This window comes from Corynebacterium sp. ACRPE (genome assembly GCF_022347435.1).
GTDB classification, from domain to species: domain Bacteria; phylum Actinomycetota; class Actinomycetes; order Mycobacteriales; family Mycobacteriaceae; genus Corynebacterium; species Corynebacterium tuberculostearicum_D.
This window is the reverse complement of sequence record NZ_JAKRNA010000011.1, coordinates 35342-53137: the sequence shown is the minus strand read 5'-3', so window position 1 is coordinate 53137 and position 17796 is coordinate 35342. Positions and strand designations below refer to the sequence as shown.

The following is a 17796-nucleotide window of genomic DNA, read 5'->3' as shown; positions in this document are numbered from 1 at the left end:
TCGGTACGTTGGGGTGTGTTGCCGGACACGGCAGCTTTTAGATAAAGCTAGAACTAGAAGAAAGGAAAACCACATGGGTATCTTCGATAAGGCAAAGGACGCACTGAACTCCGACAAGGGCGAAGAGCTCAGCGACAAGGGCTTGGACAAGGCAGCTGACGCAGCTAAGGGCAAGCTGGGCGAGGACAAGGCAGATCAGATCGACAAGGCTCGTGACGCAGCTGACGACAAGCTCGGTAACGAGTAAATAGCTTCCGCCCGCTTAAAGGGCGAATGCCTACTTTCTATTTTGGCCCCCAGCCCGCAAGGGTAGGGGGCCAAAGCTATATAAAGACCAGCGGCATAAAGCTGGCAAAGGTCTATATTGGCGCTCCCACCTTTTCGTGGGTGACTCAACTTATAAAGTGAACGTATCCCAAGCAATTTTGCATGAAATCGCTAGGATTATATTTGTGAACAATCTTGAAGGCACCGTTTCCCATGCGGGCTCAACTAAGCAGCGGTTGCTGGAGCAGGGTGCCCGGATCCTAGCTAAGGGCGGGCGCGACGCCTTAAAGGTTTGTGCTGTGGCGGAGAAGATCGCGGTTCCAGTCGATGAAGCTAAGTCTTTCTTTGAAGATGACCACGACCTTTACATTCAGACCAGCCGGTTCTTGGATGAGCGTCTCCGAGTAGCGTCTTTCGAGGCACTCGATAAATTGCCGGGTGACGCGACCGCGATTCAGAAACTTCGCGAGTCTGCCAAGGGCTACTTCAACTGGGCTGTTGAAAACCCCACTTACTTCTCCGTCTATAACAACTGCGAGACGGCAACGAGTTTTCCCAACTTTGAGGAAGGCATCGAGGAGGGGAAAAGCTTTGATGCCTTCCCGCCCACATTCCGCTGGATGCTTGAGCACATGCGGGAAGCCGCCATTGCAGCACGCGGCGATTTTGATCACCGCTTGGTAGTGATCCAAGCCCTTACTTTCCTGTCTGAGCTGCAGGGTATTACCCACTTGGCCACGTTCGGCATTATGCGTCACCTCTCGCCCACGGCGAAGAAGCAGACCTTCAATGCTTGCATTGAGACTTTATTCTCTGGGCTGGAAGATAGCCTGCGTGACGGGAAGATTGCGCCCTTTGAACCGCTAGCACTCGTTGGAGAGCCAGCGGAACCATTTACTACAGCAGCCAAGGACCTGCCAAAGACTACTGCTGAGGAAAAGCGTGCAGCCATCTTCCGTGGTGCGGCCGAAGAGATTGCCTATAACGGTCTTCCTAGCTTGCATCTCGGCTCTGCTGCTGCACGAGCAGGCGTAGATTTGGCAGATGCGGAGCATCTCTTCGATGGTAATTCTCACCTGCTGCGGTCTTTGGAAGAGTTTTTGGATGAAGCCAATACGCTAGCGATCATGCGTCAGAACCGGGCCGTGCCGGAAGGATCCCACGGGTTGGCTTATATTAAGGCAACCGGCTTCGGATATTTGGAGTTTGCGCTGGAAGACCCCGTCGGCTTCGTTGCCCTCATTGAGGTATCAAGCCGCTCGATTGTCCCCGTCTCTTTCGATGAGCCCGGCGATACTGAGCAACCATTTGATATGGGTAAGGCCTTTACCTTCATCATGAATCTGGTGCGCGATGCTATTTCTGAGTCGAATGGGCCACGATCGCCATGGATTCTCTTTTCCCAAATTGCGGCGCTGTGGGCTTCCATCCACGGTCTCTCGCAGTTGAGTACCGTAGGAGCCCTGCGCTATCACTCGGCTGATTTCTACTTCAACCTAGCTTCCAAGGTGATGGACGTGGTTCTTCAGGGCATGGTCAATGTCCTTGAGCTAAAGAAGCCAGAATAGGAAACCAAGCAATAGGGGGGACCCGCAGCGGGATCCCCTTTCTATATCCATCCCCGGGCATGTGCCGTAGTTGCTGCCTCAAAGCGGTTCCCAGTTCCTGTCTTGGCGATAAGGGAAGAGACAATATTGCGCACTGTGCCAGTGCTCAGGTGAAGTTGTCCGGCAATCTGGCGGGTGTCGCTGCCCTCCAAGACATGACGTGTGACCTCCTTTTCGCGTGCGGTTAGTGGATTGTCGGGCGTGAAAATTGTCTCTTGGGCCAGTGCAGGGTCAATGACCTTTAGACCGGCGTGCACTCGCCTAATGGCTTCGGCAAGTTGTTCGGGTGGGGTGTCCTTGACTACGAAGCCAGCTACGCCCGTTTCCAAAGCACGTTTGACGTAGCCACTGCGCCCAAAGGTCGTGACAATCAGGCTGCGGCAACCCGTGTCCTCAAGCTCAGCGGCCGCATCAAGACCGCTTTTACCGGGCATTTCGATATCAAGTAGCGCAACGTCGACGCCATGCTTGGCGACGAACCCCGCAACCTCCACGCCCGTTGCGCACTCAGCCACAACGCTGATATCTGGCTCTGCGTCCAAGAGGGCAACTAGCGCCCCACGCACCAATGATTGGTCCTCAGCAATGAGAACTCGGATGGGATTAGTCATTGCCCGAGCCTCCGGCGGTAGTAAGAGGAAGAAAATCCGTGTCGCCATTCATAGTAACCAAGGCCAAAGTGCAGCCATTGCGGCGCGCAAAGAGCAGCTGTCCGCCAGCATCTGTTATGCGCTTGCGCAAACCGGCAATCCCACCGTGGGCACGAGAAAGACTTTCGTCAGCGTCAAACCCGCAGCCATCGTCCACCACTTGGAGTTGGTGGCCTGTCACCTGGACCCAACAGTGCGCTGCACCCGAGTGGCGGACCACGTTTGTGATCAGCTCTCGCAGAGCCCAGGAAAATTCGGCGTCGTAAAGCCCAGCGCTATTGGCAGCAGAGGGCAAGTACGACACAATGCCGGCAGTGTCGAGAGCCCTGTGAGCCGCGTGGATTTCCCCTTCAAAAGTAGGCATGCGCATCCGGGTTACTGTGGAGCGGACTTCCGCCAAGCCTCTCCGAGAAAGCGTGCTCACCTCCTGGAGCTCCTGCTGCGCCCGTTGCGGATCCGAATCTATTAGCCGGCGGGCAAGCTCTGATTTGAGGTTGATAACGGTTAAAGAGTGGCCCAAGAGATCGTGAACATCGGTAGCGATGTCCTCGCGTTGGCGTGCCAAGTCCAATTCATGTTCCAATTCAGCGCGGCTATCTTCGCGCTGGAAAAATGTACCTAACAGCACTAGTAGTATCGGCCAGGCGAAGAGGATTATCAGGGCCCAGCCGGTGCTTTCAGGAGCGAAGAACCACGTGGTGGTGGCGAGCACGGTCCCCATTAGCAGGGTAAGCGCAAATGCTCGTCGTAGCGGAAGGTTAAAGCCGAGCAGCGCCGCAAGGTAAGGCACATACGTGACGGCTATTATCCCGAAGAAACCAATTGATGCCGCTGCGATGACCGCGAGTGACACCCAGTAAAGCCCGATCCGCTGTCCTAACCGCCATCCGCGTGGGTAGTAGCCCACTGCGCCAAAAGAAAAGAAGTAGACAGCACTAAACGCTAAAACGCACGCAGAAGCCCCAATTCGTTCAGTGAGCGTCGTGCCCGGCGCGGCAAAGGTCATCACCAACCCGGGAATGAGGAAGACCAACCATACGCTGGCAAAAAGAGCGCTGTTGAGTCTAAAACCACGCCACGGCTTGCGAAAGGGGCCCATTAGCGGCGCGCCTTGTCGCGAGAGCGCAGGACCTGGCAAGCTGTGAGAAAGATGGTCGTCCATACCGCGAAGTTTAACCATGCGGCCCACATGGGGTGCGACACGGTGCCTTCCTCCCCGTTGAGAATCTGCATGCCTTCTGCAAGGGGCCACTGGGCGAGCACGACCGGGCCAAAGAGGGGAGTGAAGCGGCCCAATTCCATCAGCGGCTCGGTAAGTGGAGTGAATACATTGGCGGCAAAGAGGAAGAGGACAACGGAGGTCGAGGCGATTGCGACAGAATTGTCGGTGGGCAAAGCCATGGCCCACACCAAGCCATAAAAGCCAAAGGGAATGGAAACTAGGACGCAGGCGATAAAGGCTAAAACCCATTGGTGTGGTTGCATTGCAGCTTGTGTCATGGCACCGGTGATAAACACCGCGGTTATGGGGAGCAGTGCCTGAAAGCCGATTGATATGAGGTTTGCCCACAGAATCTGCCGTGCGTGTAGGGGAGTAAGTGCTAATTGGCGCTCCCACCCAGTCTTCGCAGCGGTCACGGCGGAGCCAGCGGCAGACACGGAACCTGCGACGCCGCCGTAAAGAGCCATGCTGATCATCTCTAAGGCGGCGAAGTTTCCTCCCTTAAAGGAGGTATCGCCAAAATCCATCATGGTGCCAAAGAGAAGGTAGAAAAATACCGGCAAGATGGTGCTGAAAAACAGCGGAGTAAGGTTGCGACGAAGGCGCAGCAGGTTGTGAGTGGCAAACCGGAGAGTGCGCGCACTGGTCGTTACAGCTTGTGTGGTCATGGCATGTTCCTTTCACGAAGTGGCCAACGGAGTGACGGGTTAGGACTGGGATGCTGTCAAAGCAAGAAATGCGTCCTCTAAGGAGTGTTTGCGAATAGTCAGGTCATGGGCCGAGGTGTGGTTGAGAAGGAATTTCGCAAGTACATCGGAGTCACTGGTGGTCATCCGGGCGTAGCCGCCAGACAAGGAAATCTCGGCGACGGTGGGTAGCTCTTTCGCATTTAAAGGTGTGCCGTCGAACTTCGCCTCGACTATGCGCTTGCCTGAATGTTCGCGCAGTTCTGTGGCCTTTGCATCGGCTCGCAGCTTTCCTTCGTGTAGGAGAATTATCCTTTCTGCAAAATTGTCTGCCTCTTCGAGGTAGTGCGTAGCGAAGACAATGGTGCGTCCGTGGTCTGCTTGTTTGTGCATGGTGGACCAGAACTCGTGGCGCGTTTTCGCATCCATGCCAGCTGTTGGCTCATCGAGCAATAGGATTTGGGGATTGCCCAAAATAGCGAGGGCGAATCGCACACGTTGTTGCTCGCCACCAGAGCATTTTCCTACTGGGCGGTGCAGGATCCGGTCTAGGTCTGCTTGTTTGGCAACTTCTCCGATGGGAAGGGGATGGGGAAAGGCAGAGGAAATCATCTTTAGGGTGTCCTGGACTGTGAGCTCGGGTAGCAGGCCACCGGTTTGCAGCACGGCTCCAATCTGCGCTGCGCGGATCGCAGCGTGCGGTGTGTGTCCGAGCACGGAAATGTTGCCGGAGGTGGGTGTGGTGAGCCCGAGGATGAGATCAAATAGGGTGGTTTTACCTGCTCCATTGGTGCCTAGTAGGCCTACGATCTCGCCTTGGGCGATGCTGAAGGAAATATCGCTGAGCGCACGGATAGGTCTGGAGGATTTACTAGCAAAGGATTTGCTTACTCCGGATACGTCGATGGCTGGCGGCTGTGCAGTAGATGGGCTTAAAGTGCTCATACCTGGAAAGTATCCGTAGCCAGCAAGAATGATGTATAGACCCTGTCATTACATTTTCATGACAAGTGTCATGACGCGATAAGGTAGGAGAGTGCTTACTACTCTCGCAGCAGCTGCTGGACTATTCATGGCCACCAACATCGATGACATTGTGGTGTTGTCCCTCTTCTTCGCCCGTGGTGCTGGTCGCAAGGGCACGACGCCCGCGATTCTGCTAGGTCAGTATGTGGGTTTTCTCGGCATACTAGCGGCCTCGGCCATTGTCGGATTGGGCTTCAATGCCGTATTACCTGAGGAATTGATTCGCTACTTTGGCCTCATTCCATTGCTTCTAGGCCTATGGGCAGCGTGGCAAGCATTCCGGGGTGAGGATGACGATGAGGATGTTTCGGGTAAGAGGCTGAGCGCACTTGCGGTAGCCGGGGTGACCTTTGCCAACGGTGGCGACAATATCGGCGTCTATGTACCAGTGTTTACCACCTCTACGCCGGCTGAGGTTGCGACTTATTGCGTGGTCTTCGTAATCCTCGTGGCGCCCCTAGTGTGGGCAGCGCGGTTTGTAGCCACGCGGCCGGGCATTGCAGAAGCACTGGAAAAGTGGGAAAGCGTACTGTTTCCAGCGGTTTTAATTCTGTTAGGAATTGCGATCTTGCTCGCGGTGTAAAAGCAGAATAGAAAAAGCCGGCACCTTCACGGTGCCGGCTGAACTTTTTGTCGGGCTAACAGGATTTGAACCTGCGACCCCTACACCCCCAGTGTAGTGCGCTACCAAACTGCGCCATAGCCCGCCGTCGAACTGTGCGACTTGTCTAGATTACATCAGTAGGATTCTACTGTGAAATTTGGGGTGTAACCTGCGCTAAAACTCGCCGCTGGAGTAGACCCAAGCGCCGCCGACGCGGCGAAACGACGACCGCTCGCGTTGTGAGCCAACGGCTGCTCCCTTATAAAAGGCCTCAAACTCCACTTCGCCGGAATTATCGAGCAATCCGCCTGCTTGGGTATCCAGGATATCGAGGCGATAAAACCGGACGGGGGAATCAGCCAAGTCAAGGGTTGCAGGGCGAGTATCGGGATCCCACGTACGGAGCAGATAGGCTTCGTCGCCGGTAACAAACGCGCTAAAGCGCGAACGCATGAGGGCCTCTGCGGTAGGCGCATTGGTGCCGGCATGGTACTTGCCGCAGCACTCGCCGTAGGTCAGGCCGGTGCCGCACGGGCAGCGGCGTGAGGAATCAAAGGCTGCCATTAGTGCGCGTCCACGTCCACGATGGTGACGTTGCCGAGCATGCGTTCAACGTCGGTGTCCTTCGCTGCAGAGCGCAGCGTGGATTCTTCTGATGCAGACAGGTTCCCTTTAAGCTCGATGCGGCGCTCGAAGCTGGTGGGGCCGGTTTGGGTGATGCTCACGTGGACGTCGTCAAGCGCAAGCTTCTTGCCGGCAGCCTTGATTGCTTGGGTCGCGGCCGTAGCCAGGGCGGACATAATAAGACCCTCGGCGGTAAAGCCCTTACCCTTGCCGCCATTCTTCTTCGTGCGGTCGGCGCTGAGGCTATGGTCATTGTGGCGGACGACTACGCCGAATTTGGTGCCGGTGGCCGGCTGTGCAACGGCGGCGTCGGTGCCTACTTCCTCCGGGCGGTAATCAGGAACGATGAACTGCTCGGCCCATGCACCGATGAGATCCGCAGCGCGGGCGGCCGTGCCCTGCTTGGTGAGAAGGTGATCGGTCTTGTCCAAAGAAACCAAGGACTTGGGGTAGCGCGTGAGCAGGAAGATATTTTGCGCATTGTCAATACCCACCGTCTGGTCAATGGGCGAGTGCAATACCATCAGCGGCTTGCGGAGCTTGGGCAGGTATTCCTCGGGGTTAGTATCCGCCAAGTCCTCGAGGAACTTGCGGGAAATGATAAGGCCGCGGCCGCCGAGGATGACTTCCACCTCGCCGTTGGCGTCGACCTCGCCGATCTTGTCCGCATAGTGCAGCACGGAGTGGGCAGGATCAAAGGGAGCGCCAATGGTGGCTACCGCCTTAAGTGACTTCATGGTGGTGGCCGCCTTCAACGCAGCGGCGCCACCTAACGAGTGGCCCATGAGCAATTGTGGGGCAGAGTAGTTCTCCGTTAGCCAGGCGGCAGCGGCATGGATATCGTCAACATTCTGGCTAAAAGTAGTATCGCCAAATTCACCGGCGGACTGGCCAAGGCCGGGAAAATCGAAACGCAAAGTGGCGATGCCGAACTCGGTGAGCTGCTTCGCGGTGCGGGCAGCACCGGGAGTGTGGCGGGAGCCGGCGAAGCAATGGGCAAAGATGGCGTAGGCGATCGGGGGAGAGTCCGGGAAGTCGATGGTTCCGGCCATCTCGGTACCCCGGCTCGAAGGCAGCTTAACGTTGACGGATTGCATGAGAACTAGAATAACGGGCCTCTTACCCGCAAGCCATACCAGGTTGACTACAGTCGATAGGAGCAATCCAAATAAGGAGGATGAGGTATGGGCGCGTTCGATTGGTTCTGGAAGGCAATGGGTTCGCAAAGCGAGCGTAACGATAAGAAATCCAAGGCCATCGTGGGTTCAGCCGATGAAGCGGCACGGGCATTGGTCCAGCAGGACGACACAGCTGTAGCCCAAGCTGCACGCGATGCCGTGAAAGGCGGCGAGATCGCCGATAAGGCGCAGTTCCTCGCGGCCTTAGCAGTAGCGTGCGAGCGCACCCTGGGCATGCATCCCTTCAACGTGCAATCCCAGGCAGTCCTGCGCCTGCTCACCGGAGACGTCATCCAAATGGCAACCGGCGAAGGCAAGACTTTGGTGGGCGCCATGGCGGCTACAGGTTTCGCGTTGACTGGCAAACGCGTCCACGTTGTCACCGTCAATAACTATCTCGCTGCCCGCGACGCCGAATGGATGCGCCCTGTCGTGGAGTTCTTTGGCTTAAGCGTTGCCTCGGTGACGGAGGGCATGACACCGGACGAGCGCCGCGCTGCCTATGCGCAGGATATTATCTACGCACCGGTCAACGAGCTGGGCTTTGATCTGCTCCGCGATAATCAAATTACCGACCGCTCTCACACGGTGCAGGCCGCCGGCGACGTTGCCCTCGTGGATGAAGCCGATTCCGTCCTAGTGGATGAGGCCCTTGTGCCCCTAGTGCTGGCCGGTAATCGGCCGGGTGAAGCCCCCACCGGGCACATCACCAATGTGGTTTCCCGCCTGCGCGAAAAGCTGGACTATTCCATCTCTGAGGACGGCCGCACCGTTCAGCTGACCGAGAACGGTGCCCGCCGCGTGGAGCAGGAATTGGGCATTGATTCGCTCTATTCGGAGGAGAATATCGGCACCATCTTGGTGAAGGTCAACCTCGCCCTGCATGCCAAGGCCCTGCTTATCCGAGACATCCACTACATCGTGGCGGATGGCAAGCTGCAGCTTATCGACGCCTCTAGGGGCCGCGTTGCCGACCTACAACGCTGGCCCGACGGGCTCCAAGCGGCAGTAGAAGCCAAGGAAGGCCTAGAGGTTTCCGAAGGCGGGCGCATCCTCGACACCATCACGCTGCAAGAACTTATGCGGCGTTATCCATTGGTGTGCGGCATGACTGGTACCGCGGTGGAGGCGACCGATCAGTTGCGGCAGTTCTATGATCTTCATGTATCCGTGATTGACCGCAATAAGCCGCTGCAGCGCTTTGATGAGCAAGACCGCATTTTTGCGACCGTCGATGATAAATCCGCCGCCATCGTGGAGGAAATTGCCACCATTCACGCCACGGGCCAGCCCATCTTGGTGGGCACGCAGGATGTTGCCGAGTCGGAAGATCTGGCGGATGCTCTCCGCGAGCGGGGCATCGATGTCAATGTGCTCAACGCTAAAAATGATGAGCAGGAGGCAGAGATCGTCGCCGAGGCCGGCGATATTGGACGCGTTACCGTCTCTACCCAGATGGCCGGACGCGGCACCGATATTAAGCTGGGCGGTGCTCACGAAGTTGACCACGATGCAGTAGCGGAACTGGGCGGCTTGGCGGTTATCGGTACCTCCCGTCACCGCACAGCCCGCTTGGACAACCAGTTGCGCGGCCGTGCAGGCCGGCAAGGTGATCCGGGCCTGTCCTTATTCTTCGTCTCCCTCGAAGACGATGTAGTCCAGCAAGGCGGCGACGGCGAGACTGTGCGTGCCCAACCGGCAGAAGACGGGCGCATTGAATCCAAGCGAGTGAGCGACTTTGTAGCGCACTGCCAGCGCGTTACCGAGGGCCAACTGCTCGAAATTCATGCCCAGACCTGGAAGTATAACCAGCTCCTAGCTGATCAGCGCATCATTATTGATGAGCGCCGAGCCAAGCTGTTGGATACTGATCAAGCCTGGCAGGAACTATCCGAGCGCGCTCCGGAGCGCGCAGCAGAGCTAACAGAGGTTCCGGAGGAAGCTCGCATCAAGGCCGCGCGTGAGATCATGCTCTATCATTTGGACTTAGCCTGGGCCGACCACCTGGAGCTCATGGACGATGTGCGCGAGTCGATCCACCTGCGGGCCATCGCACGTGAGACGCCGATCGACGAGTACCACCGCATTGCAGTGAGGGAGTTTAAGGACTTGGCTCAGAGGGCCGTCGACAAGTCTGTGGAGACTTTCCGCACAGTGCTTATCGACGCCGCCGGGGCGCACCTTGATGACGCCGGCCTCGCTCGTCCGAGTGCTACATGGACCTACATGGTCTCCGACAACCCCCTTGCCGGCAAGGGAAATTCCGTGCTGAGCGGCATCGGAAATATTTTCCGGTGAAATAATTCCCCGCGAAGGAGTCATGGACTCACATGAGTCGCTAGTATTGTTATAAGTAACTCGTAACTAATCCCCGGAGGTAACAATGAGCGAGAACACCGGAACCCCGGAACCACAGGTAGAGACCACATCTGTATTCCGCGCAGACCTGCTCAAGGAGATGGAAAACGGCGCTAATGGCAATGATGCTACCGCTGCCGGCACCGACAACCTGGCGGAAGGTCAGGCTCTCCTCGTGGTCAAGCGTGGCCCGAACGCGGGTGCCCGCTTCTTGCTGGATCAGGCGACTACTACCGCCGGCCGCCACCCCGAGGCAGATATCTTCCTCGATGACGTTACGGTGTCCCGCCGCCACGCGGAGTTTCGCAAGAATGATGACGGCAAGTTTGAGGTAGTTGATGTGGGATCCCTGAACGGAACCTACGTGAACCGCGAGCCCCGTAACTCCCAGGTCCTCGAGGTGGGAGACGAAATCCAGATTGGCAAGTTCCGCTTGGTTTTCATCGCTAACCAGAGCTAATTTTTTACGTAGACTAGCCGCGCTTCCTTACCAGGAGGGGCGGTGTAGTCTACTTATGGCACGATAAGAACTTTCAGTACCCCTAAGAGATAGACACAGTGAGCGCAGCAGATTCTTCGGCAGCAGCAGTACGCCGCACCAGCCCTAAAGCTAAGAAGCCAAAGACCATGTCCATTGGCGTGGTTTTGGAAACGCTGAATCAGCAATTCCCAGACGTCACGGTGTCCAAGATTCGCTTCCTCGAATCTGAGGGGCTCATCAGTCCACAGCGCACGGCTTCTGGCTATCGCCGCTTCACCCAAGAAGACGTGGACAGACTGCGGTATATTCTCACCACTCAGCGCGATAACTATACCCCGCTGAAGGTTATCCGTGAGCAGCTAGAAGCCATGGATTCCGGCCAGGTGACCGCCATCGTTTCCGCAGGAAATGCGGAAACCCTGCTCTCGCCGCAGCAGTTTAAGGCCCCTGTGGTCACCCGCCTGACCGATGTAGAGGTAGCTACCCAAGCTAGTGCCACCGAAGATGATGTAGCCTCCCTGGTTAAATTTGGCCTCATCCGCCCGGATGCCGCAGGCTTTTTCAATACCGACGACGTAGCCATTGTCTCGGCCGCAGTGGCGCTGAAGGCATTTGGTTTCGGCTCCCGTGAACTCAAGTCCCTGCGCAACAACGCCCGCCGACAGGCAGACCTGATCTCCCAGGCAGCGGCTCCAGTGGCGCACTCAAACTCCGATACCGCGCATCAGAAGGCGGAGGAAATCTCCCAGCAAATGACCGCGCTCGTGGTGTCTTTGCACGCAACTCTGGTGAAGTCGGATCTGCGCGACGAATACCACTCCTAATACACACCCGCTCCCGTCTTTGTGGGAGAGTGGTAGCTATGAGTGATGTATCCCTAGAGTTCCACGGTATCCACCAGGTCGGTCCCGAAGACGATGTGTGCGCTGTGCTGCGCTGGCCCGAAGAAAACCGCTTGATACCCGTGTGGATTTCTCCCATCGAGGGTATGCAACTGGCCGCAGTCTTGGACGGACACCAGCCAAACCGTCCCACCTCGCACGATCTTATCTGCGAGGTACTAGAGGGCACTGGCGGGGTAGAGGCCATTGAAATTGCCAACTACCACCAGGGAACCTTCATGGTAGACATTAAGGCTCCGAACGGCGAGGTTTATGACTCTCGGTTAAGTGACGCACTTGCCGTATCCGCATATTTCAACGTCCCTATTTCAGCCGAGGCGGAACTTCTTGCCCAGGTATCCGTATATGCCAGCGATGCGGACGTGAAAGAGTACTTCGACCTGGAAATTTCCACCCCCGGCGCCGGCGATGATGTGCAGACCAGAGAAAACAAAGATTCCTCGACCTCTGCATCGGGAAATGCGCAGGCAGATGCTGATTTTGAAGCCATGATGAGGTCTTTGGGCATGGAGGAAAAGGATTTTCTTTCAGGGGATGATGACGAAAAAAGTTAATGACACGCGTGTGACTAATGGTGACAATGGGGTTTGAGAAGTCTAAAGTTGTACTTGACAGTTGAGCAAGCAGCGCTTGACGGGCGTATGCGCTTGGCTTTTAATTGATCTTTAGAACTTCCAACAAACCCCATTGGAGTAATTACGTGAGCATTAACGAGGACACCCAGTCCGCATCCACCTACGTGCAGGAATCGCTTTTTGACGTCGGACCCGACGAAGAGGTGGGCTACCGCGTTCCCATCGCTTGCCAAGTTGCCGGCATCACCTACCGCCAGCTTGACTATTGGGCACGCACCAACCTGGTTAACCCTTCCATCCGCACGGCACGCGGCTCCGGCTCCCAGCGCCTGTACTCCTTTAAGGATGTACTGGTGCTCAAGATTGTGAAGCGCCTGTTGGATACCGGCATCTCTCTGCAAAATATCCGTTTGGCAGTTGAGTCCCTACGGGATCGGGGTGTGAATGACCTAGCAGAGCTGACCCTCGTATCCGACGGCACTACCGTTTATGAATGCCGTTCCAACGATGAGGTCATTGACTTGCTCGCCGGCGGCCAAGGCGTCTTCGGTATTGCAGTTCCGGGTATCTTGAAGGAACTGTCCGGCACCATTTCTTCCTTCCCTTCGGAGCGCATCGAAGACTTCGCCGAGGACAACGTCGTCGGCCTCGACGAGTTGGCTGCTCGCCGCAAGCGCAAGAGCTCCTAAGCTCGTCCACACAGAATCCACCCTGCTTCCCAGCTCACGGGGAAGCAGGGTGGATTTTTAATCTCTATCGCCACGAGTACACCATGCAAGACAGTTCCTCTCTGCGCTATGTAGCTGGTGGTATCGAGGTCGAGCCCAGGCGCCTAGTGCCCGAGCCGACTCTCAGCTTATATTTGGGAAAGTGCCCGTAGCTCCGCGGCGTAGGGGAGCAGTAGTCACTACGGTCGACAATAAAGGCATCGAACGAGTCGTCGTTCGGTGCCTTGGAAAAGAAAGAGTCGCGTATTAAACCCCTGCGGCCTTAGTAATCGCCCCAGAAACCGTGGCCTCATCGGCTGAGTCAACGGAGGTGAAGCTATCAGCTGCGGACTTCAGTGCGGCATCGACATTGCCTTCACCGACATGGACGACGCTGAGGGAAACGTCCTTAGAGGCGGCGTCGTCAAGAGCGGACGTGAATTGCGCGTCATCCATGTCCTGCTCGGTACCAGTAGTTACCACGACCACGCGCGCCTTGTCGCCAGTCCCTGTGGCTTGATCGGCGGCATTGGCGACAGCTGCTATAACGGCGCTGCGCGTTTGCGGAACGCCGCCGGTTCCAAAGCCACCGAGCGTTCCGGATACAGCGTTGCCATCACCAAAGCCCAGATTTTGGCGGAAGCCAACCGTGGCGGTCTCAGAAATAGGAGAGGAGTAGTTCCACAACGAGACTGCCCCGCCGTCCGCGGCTAGGTCAGAAGCAGTGTTGCCCAAGGCTTTGGATACAGGTCCGTACATTGGCGCCATGGCCGAAGAGGTATCCAAGAGCAGGAGCGTATTTGCCGCCATTGTCACATCGGGTTTGGGTGCTGCTGCGGAACTCGTCGCAGGAGCGGAGCTCTTCGGGGAAGAAGAGCTCGTGGGCGCAGCGGACGTGGAAGCACTGGAAGTAGCTGCCGTGCTGGTCTCCGGTGCAGCCTCGGTGGTGGTTTCCACTGCGGCGGGGGCGGCGGAGTCTTCGCCGTCGTCGTTGCCCGCGCCGCGCAAGAGGAAGGCCACCAAGGCAATTATGGCCAGCATCGCGATAATAGCCACCGCAATAACCCATCCCGCTACTGCGAAGCTATTTTTCCCGTTTGAATGCCGTGCCATGTGGTGTCTTCCTCCCAAGCAAACTGCCGTTGTTAGTGGCTCATTCTAGCGGGGCAAGTGCCTGATCTATCACAGCGACAAGCCGGTCTCGCAGTGGTTTAGCTTTGTGTGCCAGCGTTCTTTGCCTCGAAACGTACTCGGCCTTGCCCTCAGGGGTTTCGATGGGCACGACGCCAAGTCCCCAATCACGGCAGTCATAAGGGGATGCCTCCATGTCAAGGATGCGCGCTTCAATCGCCAGATCCAGGCACTCAAGGAAAAGTTCGCCTGGAACTAGTGGTCCCAGCTTCCATGCCCACTTATATAAATCCATCGTGACGTGTACGCAGCCTGCCTGGTCATTGTCGGGCTGGTCTTCACGGTGCAAAACGGTGAGGTTGAGGGGCCGAGCGGGAGGAGTAAAGAACCGGAAGGCATCATAGTGAGAACACTTAATTGAGTGCTCATCTACAACCCGGTTGGTGCCGTCCGCACCGAGCCGCAAGGGCAGCGAATGGCGCGGGGAATCCGTGTGGTAGACCATCGCCCATTCATGTAGACCAAAGCAGTCAAAGTGGGCCGGATTGGTAGCGGAACGCCGAAGCAGATTAGAAATATACCGAACCGAGTCACCACGACGCTCTAGAAAGCTGCCGATGTCGACGGTGATGCCGTCTGAGGTGGCGTGGTAATCCCGCCATTCGGCGTGCGGAGGAGTGCCTGCTAGCGCAGTTCCTACACCCGGGTGCCAGCGCTTTAGGTGAGAAGGGCGTACGGGGTAGTACTCAAAGAGGAAATCGAAAACAGGGTGGTAGCTGCCAGGATGCCGGAAGCGCTCCAAGCGGTCGGTGGCTTGCTTTTCGTGTTCATGCTGTTGAGCACTCCATTCCTCAGGGCTCAAGATGCGCATGAGCGTTTACCTCCTTGACTTAGCGGCGTCGGCGGCGGGCGACTTTGCCGCCCGAGCGGCGGTATTGGGAATTGGACTTCTTGACAGATTTCGCCGGTTTCTGGGGCGCGTCCTGCCCGGGTGGGGGAAGGGCAGGGCCATTGGGTTTGCGAGCGCCCGTAATCTCCTTAAGGATCGGTGCGCCAGCAGGATTGTCACGGTGGGAAATATCGTGCTCAGTAGCCGTGACGCCAGCCTTTTCTATGAGAGCAGCTACTTCTTTGCGCTGTTCATCCATAACCAAAGTGATCACGGTACCCGCAGCACCGCCGCGTGCCGTGCGGCCGGCGCGATGGAGATAGGCTTTGTGCTCCGCGGGCGGATCGACGTGAACGACGAGTGAAACGTCCGCAATATCGATACCGCGGGCGGCAATATCGGTGGCGACCAAGACTGGAATGCTGCCATCGGCGAATCCTTCGATTGCACGGGTACGCGCGCCTTGGCCTTTATCGCCATGCAATGGATAAGCGTTGATGCCGGAGCGACGCAATTTCTTGACCTGCCTGTCCACGCCGTGCTTGGTGCGCATGAACATGATGGTTTTTCCTTGGCGGGCAGCGATGCGTAGCACCACCTCGTTGCGCGCGGGCCGCTCCTCGACGAAAAAGAGGTGATGGGACATGGAATCCACTGCAGCTTGCACCGGGGCAGTGGAGTGAACCACCGGATCATGGAGGAATTGCTCCACCAGCTTGTTGACGTCGCCGTCGAGCGTTGCCGAAAACAGCAAGCGCTGGCCTTGCGCCGGAGTTAGGCGCAGAAGCTTGCGTACCTGGGGCAAAAAGCCCATATCGGCCATCTGGTCGGCTTCATCCAGCGCAGTGATCTGGACCGCATCCAAATGCAGCTTGCCCTGGTCAATCAAATCCTGGGCACGGCCAGGGGTCGCGACAAGGACATCAACGGGGCGGGCGAGGGAGCGGATATGGTGTTTGATATTTACCCCGCCCACGACATCGAGCACTCTTAAGCCCAGCGTCGCCGCTGGTTCATCAAGGCGCTGGTGAATCTGAGTGGCCAACTCACGGGTCGGGGCGAGGATAAGCGCACGGGGATGAGCAGGCTTGGATGCACCTGTTCCGGCAAGGCGGGCAAGCATGGGCAGGCCAAAGGTATAGGTCTTGCCCGACCCGGTAGGGCCGCGGCCGAGGACGTCTTTGCCTGCGAGGGCGTCGGGAATCGCGGCTTTTTGAATAGGAAACGGTTCGGTAATGCCTTCGTTGTGCAGAACGTGCACTAGGCGCTGGGGAAGGCCGAGATCGGCAAAGGTAGTCATCGCTTTCCCATCCTATCGGCAGCGTGGCGGATCGCCGCATTCCACGAGAAAGACCTGCTTGGAAAAGGCGAAAGGGCCCCCAAAGGGCCCTAATCACGTCACTGCGAATCTAGTCGGTTTGGGTCAGGCTGCGGTCACCGGACCACTCAATGTGGAAGGTGCCTGGCTTGTCGGTGCGCTTGAAGGTGTGGGCGCCGAAGAAATCGCGCTGGCCCTGAATGAGAGCCGCCGGCAGGCGCTCGGCACGCAGGCTGTCGTAGTAGGAGAGGGATGACGCAAAGACCGGTGCCGGCAGTCCCAGCTGGGTAGCGGCGACGACCACGCGGCGCCAAGGGTCGATGAGGTCTTCCAGCTCGCCCTTGAAGTAGGGGTCGAGAATGAGGGCGGGCAAGTCCGCATTATTGTCATAGGCTGCGCGGATGCGATCCAAGAACTTGGCGCGGATGATGCAGCCGCCGCGCCAGATCGTTGCCAGATCGCGCGGGTCAACGTCCCAACCGAATTCTTCGGACCCGGCCTTAATCTCGTCAAAGCCCTGGGAGTAGGCGATGAGCTTGGCGGCATAGAGCGCGCGGCGCACATCCTCGATGAACTCGGCCTTGTCCACGTCCAGCGCCTTGATGGTGCCGGCGGGAAGCTGGCCTTCTTGGGCGGCGCTGCGCTGCGCGGTGGAGGAGGACAGCGCGCGGGCGAAGACGGATTCGGCAATACCGGTAATCGGAACGCCGAGTTCCAATCCATTGATGGCAGTCCAGCGTCCGGTGCCTTTCTGGCCGGCGGCGTCCACGATGACGTCGAGAAGCGGGGCGCCAGTCTCCGGATCCTTTTGGGCCAGAACCTCGGCGGTGATTTCAATGAGGTAGGAATCAAGGTCGCCGGAATTCCATTCGCGGAATACCTCTGCGATTTCGGCCGGCTCCATGCCTGCGCCATAGCGCAGCAGCTGATAGGCCTCGCCGATGACCTGCATATCGGCGTACTCGATGCCATTGTGGACCATCTTGACAAAATGGCCGGCGCCGTCTGGACCAATGTGGGTTACACACGGAGTGCCGTCCACGTTGGCGGCGATGGACTCAAGAATCGGGCCGAGGGTCTCCCACGACTCCTTGGGGCCGCCGGGCATGATGGCCGGACCGTTGAGCGCACCCTCCTCGCCGCCGGAGATTCCGGCGCCGACGAAGTGCTTGCCGCGGGCGGCTACGTCCTTCTCGCGGCGAATGGTGTCAGTGAACAACGCATTGCCGCCGTCGATGATGATATCGCCATCATCCATGGCCTCAGCCAGCTGATCGATGACGGCATCGGTGGCCTTGCCAGCCTTGACCATGATGATTGCCTTGCGTGGGCGCTCCAAGGAAGCCACAAAGTCCTCGATGGTTTCCGAGGGCACGAAGTTGCCTTCCTCACCGTGAGCCTCAATGAGTGCATGAGTCTTTTCAGGGCTGCGGTTATACACCGCTACGGTATTGCCGTTGCGGGCAAAGTTACGGGCCAAATTAGAGCCCATGACCGCCAATCCCACGACGCCAATCTGAGCAAGTTCATTCTTATCAGTCATGCTGCCTATCCTACGTCACTAGGATGCG

General features: G+C 57.5%; 18 protein-coding genes and 1 tRNA gene. 8 read left to right on the top strand and 11 right to left on the bottom strand.

The features are described from left to right. The first annotated feature begins 73 nt into the window (after positions 1-73). Positions 74-247 (top strand): antitoxin, encoded by a 174-nt coding sequence (locus tag MHY13_RS06985; RefSeq protein WP_204609146.1) that lies wholly within the window; start codon positions 74-76, stop codon positions 245-247. Positions 248-452: 205 nt separating this feature from the next. Continuing rightward, complete coding sequence (locus tag MHY13_RS06980) at positions 453-1835, top strand: hypothetical protein (protein ID WP_239282531.1); 1383 nt, start codon at positions 453-455, stop codon at positions 1833-1835. A gap of 41 nt (positions 1836-1876) precedes the next feature. On the opposite strand, the gene MHY13_RS06975 is transcribed toward MHY13_RS06980, so the two are convergent. The 4 genes from MHY13_RS06975 to MHY13_RS06960 are packed head-to-tail and all read right to left on the bottom strand — an operon-like array spanning position 1877 to position 5377. Beyond that, positions 1877-2485, bottom strand: a complete 609-nt coding sequence (locus tag MHY13_RS06975; RefSeq protein ID WP_239282529.1) for a response regulator transcription factor — start codon at positions 2483-2485, stop codon at positions 1877-1879. Beyond that, on the bottom strand, positions 2478-3686 hold the full coding sequence (locus MHY13_RS06970; protein WP_367398075.1) for a sensor histidine kinase: 1209 nt from the start codon (positions 3684-3686) through the stop codon (positions 2478-2480). The genes MHY13_RS06975 and MHY13_RS06970 overlap by 8 nt, the downstream gene beginning before the upstream one ends. Further along, a complete protein-coding gene (locus MHY13_RS06965) occupies positions 3623-4414 on the bottom strand; it encodes an ABC transporter permease (protein WP_239235386.1) in 792 nt (263 codons plus the stop codon). The genes MHY13_RS06970 and MHY13_RS06965 overlap by 64 nt, the downstream gene beginning before the upstream one ends. Before the next feature lie 39 nt (positions 4415-4453). Continuing rightward, positions 4454-5377: an ABC transporter ATP-binding protein gene (locus tag MHY13_RS06960; RefSeq protein ID WP_239282527.1), complete on the bottom strand. Its 924-nt coding sequence runs from the start codon at positions 5375-5377 to the stop codon at positions 4454-4456. 91 nt (positions 5378-5468) lie between these two features. On the opposite strand from MHY13_RS06960, the gene MHY13_RS06955 reads away from it, so the two are divergent. Continuing rightward, a complete protein-coding gene (locus MHY13_RS06955; protein WP_239235384.1) occupies positions 5469-6041 on the top strand; it encodes a cadmium resistance transporter in 573 nt (190 codons plus the stop codon). Between the two features lie 50 nt (positions 6042-6091). Here MHY13_RS06955 and MHY13_RS06950 read toward each other — a convergent pair. The 3 genes from MHY13_RS06950 to MHY13_RS06940 all read right to left on the bottom strand — a co-directional run bounded on the left by MHY13_RS06950 (position 6092) and on the right by MHY13_RS06940 (position 7783). Next, positions 6092-6165, bottom strand: a tRNA-Pro gene (locus MHY13_RS06950). A gap of 71 nt (positions 6166-6236) precedes the next feature. Continuing rightward, the gene (locus tag MHY13_RS06945; RefSeq protein ID WP_204609132.1) at positions 6237-6626 is read right to left on the bottom strand and encodes a YchJ family protein; all 390 of its coding nucleotides are present in this window, start codon (positions 6624-6626) and stop codon (positions 6237-6239) included. Then, positions 6626-7783, bottom strand: coding sequence for an alpha/beta fold hydrolase (locus MHY13_RS06940; RefSeq protein WP_239282525.1), 1158 nt, complete (start codon positions 7781-7783; stop codon positions 6626-6628). The genes MHY13_RS06945 and MHY13_RS06940 overlap by 1 nt, the downstream gene beginning before the upstream one ends. Before the next feature lie 87 nt (positions 7784-7870). Between MHY13_RS06940 and secA2 the strand changes: the two genes are divergently transcribed. The 5 genes from secA2 (at position 7871) to MHY13_RS06915 (ending at position 12869) form a co-directional block, all read left to right on the top strand. Beyond that, entirely contained in the window at positions 7871-10162 is a 2292-nt protein-coding gene (secA2, locus tag MHY13_RS06935; RefSeq protein ID WP_239282523.1) for an accessory Sec system translocase SecA2, read from the top strand. An 85-nt stretch (positions 10163-10247) separates the two neighbouring features. Beyond that, positions 10248-10682, top strand: coding sequence for an oxoglutarate dehydrogenase inhibitor Odhl (odhI, locus tag MHY13_RS06930; protein ID WP_005324732.1), 435 nt, complete (start codon positions 10248-10250; stop codon positions 10680-10682). A gap of 98 nt (positions 10683-10780) precedes the next feature. Next, positions 10781-11527 carry a MerR family transcriptional regulator gene (locus MHY13_RS06925; protein WP_239282521.1) on the top strand — a complete coding sequence of 249 codons (747 nt, stop codon included), beginning with the start codon at positions 10781-10783 and terminating at the stop codon, positions 11525-11527. Between the two features lie 38 nt (positions 11528-11565). Then, positions 11566-12159, top strand: coding sequence for a bifunctional nuclease family protein (locus tag MHY13_RS06920; protein WP_204609124.1), 594 nt, complete (start codon positions 11566-11568; stop codon positions 12157-12159). 146 nt (positions 12160-12305) lie between these two features. Then, positions 12306-12869, top strand: coding sequence for a MerR family transcriptional regulator (locus MHY13_RS06915; protein ID WP_284821200.1), 564 nt, complete (start codon positions 12306-12308; stop codon positions 12867-12869). A gap of 285 nt (positions 12870-13154) precedes the next feature. Here the strand turns inward: MHY13_RS06915 and MHY13_RS06910 are convergent, their stop codons facing one another. The 4 genes from MHY13_RS06910 to gndA form a co-directional block, all read right to left on the bottom strand. After that, on the bottom strand, positions 13155-14000 hold the full coding sequence (locus MHY13_RS06910) for a hypothetical protein (protein ID WP_239282519.1): 846 nt from the start codon (positions 13998-14000) through the stop codon (positions 13155-13157). 40 nt (positions 14001-14040) lie between these two features. Next, complete coding sequence (locus MHY13_RS06905; protein WP_239282517.1) at positions 14041-14889, bottom strand: 3-methyladenine DNA glycosylase; 849 nt, start codon at positions 14887-14889, stop codon at positions 14041-14043. Positions 14890-14908: 19 nt separating this feature from the next. Next, positions 14909-16207, bottom strand: a complete 1299-nt coding sequence (locus MHY13_RS06900) for a DEAD/DEAH box helicase (protein ID WP_239282515.1) — start codon at positions 16205-16207, stop codon at positions 14909-14911. A 109-nt stretch (positions 16208-16316) separates the two neighbouring features. Beyond that, complete coding sequence (gndA, locus tag MHY13_RS06895; RefSeq protein WP_239282513.1) at positions 16317-17768, bottom strand: NADP-dependent phosphogluconate dehydrogenase; 1452 nt, start codon at positions 17766-17768, stop codon at positions 16317-16319. Positions 17769-17796 lie beyond the last annotated feature (28 nt).